Below are 6,395 nucleotides of genomic sequence, written 5' to 3'. Positions count from 1 at the left end.
ATCTCCGGGAAGTTGCGTGGATCTTGGCCCGAACGCGGCCCGGCCCGGGGCACGGGGCACGCCGTGGGCGTCAGCGCACGGAGGCGCGCGCGGAGAAGGCGATGCTGGCGAGCAGGAAGCCGCCGTTGACGATGGTGAACGCCACGATCACCCAGAGGACCAGCGCGGGGGCGACGGCCAGTACCAGGGCGGCCACGAAGATCACGGCGCCGTAGTCGCGGACCAGCTTCACCAGGCGGATCGGCAGCGAGGTCGAGGTGACCATGCTGGCCGCGTTCGGGCCGGCCTGCATCACCGAGGTGACGAGGTTGACCATCCAGGTGCCGGCGAAGGTCGCCACCAGCCAGGTCGGGGTCGACGGCTCCTGTGCCACCGCCGTGGCGGCCAGCGCCGCCACCAGGGCGATCTGCGCGGCCACGTCACAGAGCACGTCGACCCGGGCGCCGGCCGCACTGCCCTGGCCGGTCACCCGGGCGAGTTGTCCGTCCGCGCAGTCCAGGGAGTACGCCACCTGCCAGCCCACCAGGGCGAGCACGCCGACCACCCAGGCCGGCACGTCCCCGTCCGCGACCGGGCCGGCGAGCGCCACCACGGTGACCGAGGTGGCCAGCCCGAGCACCAGGTTGGTGATGGTCAGCGTGGTCGGTCGCAGCCCCAGCCGCTGGGCGACCAGCGCGAAGGCGGCGCCCAGCCACTGGCTGATCGACTCGCTGAACAGGCCGCCGCCCCGGTTCACCCGGTGGAAGTCGGCGATGGTGGGACGGGGGTCAGCCAAGCTGGTCGCGGATTGCACCGGCGTAGTCTGCCAGCCGCTCCCGCGTCTCGGTAGGCGACAACGCCAGGTGCTCGAGGATCGTGTACCGGTCCGGCCGGGTGCGTGGCGCGAACTGCACCGCCTCGACGAACTGGTCGTCGGTCAGCCCCAGATCGCCCGGGACGGTGGCGAGGCCGTGCCGGTGCAGGCAGCGGGCGAGCTGACCGAACCGCTCCGGGTCGCCCCGGAGGAAGGTGCAGAAGAGCGCGCCCAGCCCTACCTGCTCACCGTGTGAGGCGGTGCCGGGGTAGAGCCGGTCGATGGCGTGGGAGATCTCGTGGTCACCGCCGCTGGCCGGGCGGGTCGACCCGCACACCGAACTGGCGATCCCGCCGAGGATCAGCGCCTCGGCGAGGGTGGTGAGGAACGCGTCGTCCGTGATCTTGCCAGGGTGGTTGATGAGGGCCTCGGCGCCGGTTCGCGCCAGCGTCACGGCAAGGCCGTCGATCGGCTCGCCGCGGACCTCGTGAGCCAGTTCCCAGTCGGCGCAGGCGCTCACGTTGCTGACCGCGTCGCCGATCCCGGCCTGGGTCTGACTGTCCGGCCCGTTCTCCACGAAGTCCAGGTCGACGATCACCGCGATCGGGATGTGCACCCCGTAGGAACCCTTGCCGCCCTCGTGGTCGAGCGAGGCGGTCGGCGAGGCGATGCCGTCGTTGGCGAGGCTGGTCGCCACGGTCACCATCGGGATGCCGTACCGGGTGGCGGCGTACTTGGCGGTGTCGATGGTCTTTCCGCCGCCGATGCCGATCACCGCATCGTACGAGCGGGACCGGAGCCGGTCACCGAGCTCATTCGCGGCGTCGATGGTGCCGCCGACCACGGTGAAGACGTCGGCCGAGCCCAGGCTGGGCCGGCACAGCTCGGCGATCTTCTCGCCCTGGCCGGGGCCGACCACCACCGCGACGTCACCACCGGCCGAGATCCGCCGGTCGGCCAGCAGCAGCCCCAGGTCGGCCACCGCGCCCCGCCGGACCTCGATCAGCAGCGGGGTGTTGACCGTACGGGCTAGTAGCGGCACGCGATCTCCCGCGCGCGGGCCAGGTCGGCGTGGTTGTCGACCTCGACCCAGGGCACGTCGCCGATCGGCGCGGCCCGCACCTCGCCGCCCCGGTCGGCGAACTCCTGGTAGCCGTCCTCGTAGTACAGGTTCGGGTCGCGCCGCCAGGTGGCCTCCAGCGCGTCGGCGAGCGCGTCGGCGACCTGCGGCTCGATGAGCGTGGCGCCGATGTACTCCCCGTACGCCTCGCCCGGGTCCATCACCTTGGTGATCCGGGTGAGCTGGCCGGCGGCGTCGAAGGTGGTCTTCATCTCCTCCTCGGCCAGCGGCTTGAGCGTGTCCACGGCGAGCAGGATGCCCGGCCCGCGCTCGGCGAGCAGGGTCTTCTCCACGCTCACCGGGTGCACGGTGTCCCCGTTGACGAGCAGCACACCGCGCGCGAAGTACTCGCGAGCCAGCCAGAGCGAGTAGGCGTTGTTCCACTCCTCGGCCTTGTCGTTGTGCACCAGGGTGAGCGTGACCCCGTACCGCTTCTCCAGGTCGGCCTGCCGCTCGCGGACCGCGTCCGCCGCGTAGCCGACCACGATCACGACGTCGGTGAGCTCGACCTCGGCCAGGTTGCCCAGCGCGATGTCCAGGATCGTGGTCTCCCCGTCCACCGGCACCAACGCCTTGGGCAGGGTGTCGGTGTACGGGCGCAGCCGGCGCCCTGCCCCGGCCGCGAGCACCATCCCGATCATCCCGACATCCTTCCTCGTGCTGCTCCCCGTCACCGCTGGAGGATAGCCCCGGGCGGGCGGGCCGCTCCGGCCAACCGGCCCAGCCGGGCAGCGCCGCCGCCCAGCGAGGGGCAGCGCCGCCGCCCAGCGAGGGGCAGCGCCGCCGCCCAGCCAGGGCAGCGTCGCCGGTCAGCCGGGCAGCGCCGCCAGGTCGGCGAGCATGGTCAACCGCTCCTCCGCGCTGAGCGCGGCGTACGGGCCGGCTGCCCGACGGTCGGTCTCCAGCTCGATGGCGAGCCGTTCCGGGCCGGCCGGCAGGGTGGCGATGCTCGACGCGGTGTGCCCGGCGGCGGTCCAGGCTGCGGCGTGCGCGTCGGCCCGGTGGTAGCGCAGCGTGCCGAGCCGGTTGAGCAGCAGCACGCCCGGCGGGGTGCCGTCCGGTTCGTGCGGGGGCGCCATCGCGGTGAACGCCGACCCGCCCGGGTCTCCCTCCTCGTCGGCCAGCACCAGGGCGTACGCCAGCAACCGGCCGAGCGCCGCCACCAGCCGCGTCACCCGCTCGTCCTGTCCGGCCCACAGCTCCTCGGTGACCTCGGCGTGCACCTGGTACAGCTCGGTGAGGAAGGCGGCGCCTCGTTCGGTGGCGGACAGCCCGCCGTCCGGTCGGCGGTGGAGCATGCCGTGCGCCACATGCTTGTCCACGCTCCGGTGGCAGACGGCCGGGTCGCGGTAGCGGGTGATCGCCGCGAACCCTGGCTCGTCGACCGTGCCGCCGGGTGCGGCCAGCCGGGTGCGCAGCTCCACCAGGAATCCGTTGGCGGCCGGCCCGCCGTACCGCTGGCTCAGCTCGGCGCCACCACCGTTCCGACCGGCCAGCATGCCGGCGATGAAGGCCCGGTCCACGGCCGGGGCGAGCAGACCGGCGAACCGGTGCGGCGCCAGCTCGACGGTGTTCACAGACCGATCGACCGCAGGACGGCGAAGCCCTCCTCCGCGATCCGCCGGATCAGCCCGTCGTTGACGTGGCGGTGCTCGTCCAGAACGGTCACCTCGTGCTCGGTCAGCCACCGGTACTCGGTGTGCTTGCCGGCCTCCAGCGTCGGGTGGCCCAGGTCGCCGTCCACCCGGACCAGGAAGTCGTGCTCGATCCGGGCGAGACCGTCGTCGCCGACGTAGTGGTACTCACCGACCTGACCGAGGACGTGCGAGAGGGTCCAGCCGGTCTCCTCGGTGACCTCCCGCCGGAGCGCCTCGTCGACGTCCTCGCCCGGCTCCAGGTGGCCGCCGACGATGTCCCAGCAGTTGGGAAAGAGGCGCCGGTGCGGCGACCGGCGCTGAAAGAAGATGCGGCCGTCGTGGTCGACGATCAGCGCGCCGGCGCAGCGCAGGGGCTCGGTGGACACCGTCCGACAGTAGCGAGCGTGCCGGCGAAACGGCGATGCCCGGTCTTGTCCAGGAAACATTCACGGACCACCATGTCGGTACCGGATGCCACCGTCCCAAAGGGGTGATGCGTGATGCAGGTACGGGAAGCGATGTCCAGCCAGGTCCTCGTCGTCGGTCCGGAGCACACGCTCCGCCAGGCGGCCCGGATGATGTCGGCCCGTGGTGTCGGGTCGGCGGTCGTGATCGACCCGGACTCCGAGGGGATCGGGATCATGACCGAACGCGACGTGTTGAAGGCCATCGGCGCCGGCCTGGACTGCGACGTGGAACGCACCGGCGCTCACCTGACCTGGGACGTGGTCTACGCCGGCCCGGACTGGACGGTGGCGGAGGCGGCCGCCGCGATGGCCCGGGGCGGGTTCCGGCACCTCGTGGTGCTGGACGGCCGTGAGGTGGCGGGAGTGATCTCCGTCCGCGACATCATGCGGGTCTGGGCGGAGAGCCAGGTGGGCGCCGCGACCTGACCGGGCGCACCGGGGTTCGGGCGGACAGGTGTGCCGGCCGGATCGACGGGTAGGGATACCTTGCGGGAGCGGAGACGCCGTGGCCCGTGGGGGAGGGTCCGATGCGCGACGCGGAGCGCCTGGTCGAGCAGCAGTACGCCATGCTCCTGCGTCGGGACGTGGCCCGGCTGCCGGACCTCTACGCGCCGGAGGCGTTCTACTCCATGCCGGGCGTCACGGTCCGCCCGATCGAGTTGCCCGCGCTGCTGCGGACCTGGACCGGCGCCTTCCCGGACCTGCGGGTCGACCCGCTGGGCGCGGTGCGCACGGCCGGGGGCGCGGCCGTGGAGCTGCGCCTGAGCGGCACCCACGCCGGCACGCTGCACTCGCCGTTCGGCACCGTCGCGCCCACCGGCCGCACGGTGAGCTGGGACGTGGCCGACGTGGTTCGGGCCCGCCGGGGACGGATCGTCGCCTGGCGGTCCTACTTCGACTGGAGCCAGCTCCTCGACGCGCTCGGCGTGCAGCTGGAGGGACTTTCCCGGGGAGCGCAGCACGACTCGCTCGCCCTTCCGGTCTGATCTGACGCCGACCGGTGGAAACGGGTCACCCGACCCGGTGGCTCAGGATGCGGACATCGCCGTGCCGTCCGCGCGTCCCCCACCGCCGCCCGTACGCTCAACATCCATGACCGCCGAGCAGCTGATCTCCTTCGCCCGTGGGGCTCCCTCGCTGGACATCGTCGATGTCGAGGGGCTCAAGGCCGCCGCCGTCCGTGCCTTCGACGCCGACCCAGCCGGGGTCACGGCCTACGGCACCTCCGTCGGCTACGTTCCGCTGCGCAGGTGGATCGCCGAGAAGCACGGGGTCGAGGCCAACCAGGTGCTGGTCACCAACGGGTCGCTGCAGGCCGACGCGTTCCTCTTCGACCACCTGGTCCGCCCCGGCGACGCGGTGGTGGTGGAGCGGCCGACGTACGACCGGACGCTGCTCAACCTCCAGCGGATGGGCAGCGAGCTGCACGGCGTCTCGGTCCAGCCGGACGGCCTGGACACCGCCGAGCTGCGCAAGCTGCTGGAGTCCGGGGTCCGGCCCCGGCTTGCGCACGTCATTCCGAACTACCAGAACCCGGCCGGCATGACGCTCTCGCTGGAGAAGCGCCGCGAGCTGCTCGACCTGGCCGCGGAGTACGAGTTCACGATCTTCGAGGACGACCCGTACGCGGACATCCGGTTCCGCGGGGACGCGCTGCCGTCGATGCTCTCGCTGGACACCCGCGACGTGGTGGTGCACGCGTCGAGCTTCACCAAGACGGTCTGCCCGGGTGTGCGGGTCGGGTACCTGGTCGGCCCGGCGGATCTGATCGCCGACATCGCCAAGAACGCGACCAGTCTCTACATCTCGCCCGGCATGGTGTCCCAGGCGATCGTGCACCAGTTCTGCGTCTCCGGTGACATCGACCGCTCGATCGGGACGGTCCGGGCGGCGCTGGGCGAGCGGGCCCGGGTGCTCGCCGAGTCGCTGCGCCGGCACCTGCCGCAGGCGCGGTTCGTGGAGCCCGACGGCGGCTACTTCCTCTGGGTGGAGTTCCCGGACGACGTGCTGGTCGACCGGCTCGCCTCGGCCGCGGCCGAGCGTGGGGTCGCCGTGGTGAAGGGCAGCGACTTCATGATCGATGGTGGGCAGCACGCCCTGCGGTTGGCCTTCTCGGCGGTCACCGCCGATCGGATCGACGAGGGCGTTCGCCGGCTCGCGGCCGCCGTCGAGGCCGTCCGCGGCTGACGTTTCTGTCAAGTTCCCGACAGAACGACGATGCCGGCCGTCCCAGGACTCCCGCCCGGACGGCCGGCGGCCCACAATGCTGCGAGCGTCACTCATCAGGCGTAGTGGAGATCAACACCCCCGCCTCCGGTGACGCGCGCAGCACAACCCCCGCCCCCACAGGCGCCGGGTGGGCCGTGTCGTCCCCGCAC

General features: G+C 72.4%; 8 protein-coding genes. 3 read left to right on the top strand and 5 right to left on the bottom strand.

Annotated elements, in window-relative coordinates:
* Positions 1-70: 70 nt before the first annotated feature.
* From EAD98_RS25360 to EAD98_RS25340, 5 genes are all read right to left on the bottom strand, one after another.
* The gene (locus EAD98_RS25360; RefSeq protein WP_121656501.1) at positions 71-793 is read right to left on the bottom strand and encodes a CDP-alcohol phosphatidyltransferase family protein; all 723 of its coding nucleotides are present in this window, start codon (positions 791-793) and stop codon (positions 71-73) included.
* Positions 768-1,835, bottom strand: a complete 1,068-nt coding sequence (locus EAD98_RS25355) for an iron-containing alcohol dehydrogenase family protein (protein WP_121656500.1) — start codon at positions 1,833-1,835, stop codon at positions 768-770. The genes EAD98_RS25360 and EAD98_RS25355 overlap by 26 nt, the downstream gene beginning before the upstream one ends.
* A complete protein-coding gene (locus tag EAD98_RS25350) occupies positions 1,823-2,554 on the bottom strand; it encodes a sugar phosphate nucleotidyltransferase (protein WP_121656499.1) in 732 nt (243 codons plus the stop codon). The genes EAD98_RS25355 and EAD98_RS25350 overlap by 13 nt, the downstream gene beginning before the upstream one ends.
* Positions 2,555-2,722: 168 nt before the next feature.
* Positions 2,723-3,490 (bottom strand): hypothetical protein, encoded by a 768-nt coding sequence (locus EAD98_RS25345; protein ID WP_121656498.1) that lies wholly within the window; start codon positions 3,488-3,490, stop codon positions 2,723-2,725.
* Complete coding sequence (locus EAD98_RS25340; RefSeq protein WP_233578284.1) at positions 3,487-3,936, bottom strand: NUDIX hydrolase; 450 nt, start codon at positions 3,934-3,936, stop codon at positions 3,487-3,489. The genes EAD98_RS25345 and EAD98_RS25340 overlap by 4 nt, the downstream gene beginning before the upstream one ends.
* A gap of 114 nt (positions 3,937-4,050) precedes the next feature.
* On the opposite strand from EAD98_RS25340, the gene EAD98_RS25335 reads away from it, so the two are divergent.
* The 3 genes from EAD98_RS25335 (at position 4,051) to EAD98_RS25325 (ending at position 6,204) form a co-directional block, all read left to right on the top strand.
* The gene (locus EAD98_RS25335) at positions 4,051-4,443 is read left to right on the top strand and encodes a cyclic nucleotide-binding/CBS domain-containing protein (RefSeq protein ID WP_121656496.1); all 393 of its coding nucleotides are present in this window, start codon (positions 4,051-4,053) and stop codon (positions 4,441-4,443) included.
* 101 nt (positions 4,444-4,544) lie between these two features.
* Positions 4,545-5,003, top strand: coding sequence for an ester cyclase (locus EAD98_RS25330; protein WP_121656495.1), 459 nt, complete (start codon positions 4,545-4,547; stop codon positions 5,001-5,003).
* 106 nt (positions 5,004-5,109) lie between these two features.
* Complete coding sequence (locus EAD98_RS25325) at positions 5,110-6,204, top strand: PLP-dependent aminotransferase family protein (protein WP_121656494.1); 1,095 nt, start codon at positions 5,110-5,112, stop codon at positions 6,202-6,204.
* The last annotated feature ends 191 nt before the right edge of the window (positions 6,205-6,395 follow it).

Origin of the sequence: Micromonospora sp. CV4, from assembly GCF_003667455.1 — a bacterium.
Lineage (GTDB): Bacteria > Actinomycetota > Actinomycetes > Mycobacteriales > Micromonosporaceae > Micromonospora.
Note: the sequence above shows the minus strand (reverse complement) of the source record. Positions and strands in the feature narration are given on the sequence as shown.